Source organism: Candidatus Nanopusillus massiliensis, assembly GCF_920984865.1.
Window position 1 is genome coordinate 602,953 of sequence record NZ_OV100765.1, and the last position, 441, is coordinate 603,393.

General features: G+C 23.6%; 2 protein-coding genes (1 of these 2 only partly in view). Both read left to right on the forward strand.

Annotation, left to right across the window (positions count from 1 at the left end; genetic code table 11):
* Positions 1–154 carry the end of an ABC transporter transmembrane domain-containing protein gene (locus tag LUA84_RS05585; RefSeq protein ID WP_457913305.1) on the forward strand. 236 nt of this gene lie to the left of the window's left edge, so only the last 154 of its 390 coding nucleotides appear in the window; the start codon falls outside the window, past its left edge; it ends in the stop codon at positions 152–154.
* A 178-nt stretch (positions 155–332) separates the two neighbouring features.
* On the forward strand, positions 333–419 hold the full coding sequence (locus LUA84_RS04880) for an ATP-binding cassette domain-containing protein (protein ID WP_342765410.1): 87 nt from the start codon (positions 333–335) through the stop codon (positions 417–419).
* Positions 420–441: the final 22 nt, after the last annotated feature.

Here is a 441-nt window from a genome sequence, read left to right on the forward strand (position 1 = left end):
AGGTGAACTATTATTTTTAATAATAGATTTGATTACTGTTTTTATATGGTATATGGGTGGAATTTTTGTAATTAATAATCTAATTAAATTGGGTATATTGGTTGNTTTTATAACTTATATTTTATATATTTATAGCCCACTCCAGCACATATGAAAGGTTTTTTGGGGGTATTCCAAAAGCTTTAGTTTCTGCTGAAAGAATATTAGAATTATTAGAAGATAAGCCAAAAATATTAAATAAAGAAAATGCTTTAAAACCAAATATGATTGATGAAATAAAATTTGTTAATGTTACTTTTGGATTATAAACAGGTTTTCCTGTATTAAAAAATATTTCTTTTACAATAAAACCTAAAGAAAAGGTTGCAATTGTTGGAAAAAATGGAGCTGGAAAGACAACAATTGCTAAATTATTATAAAGATTTTATGACATAAATAATG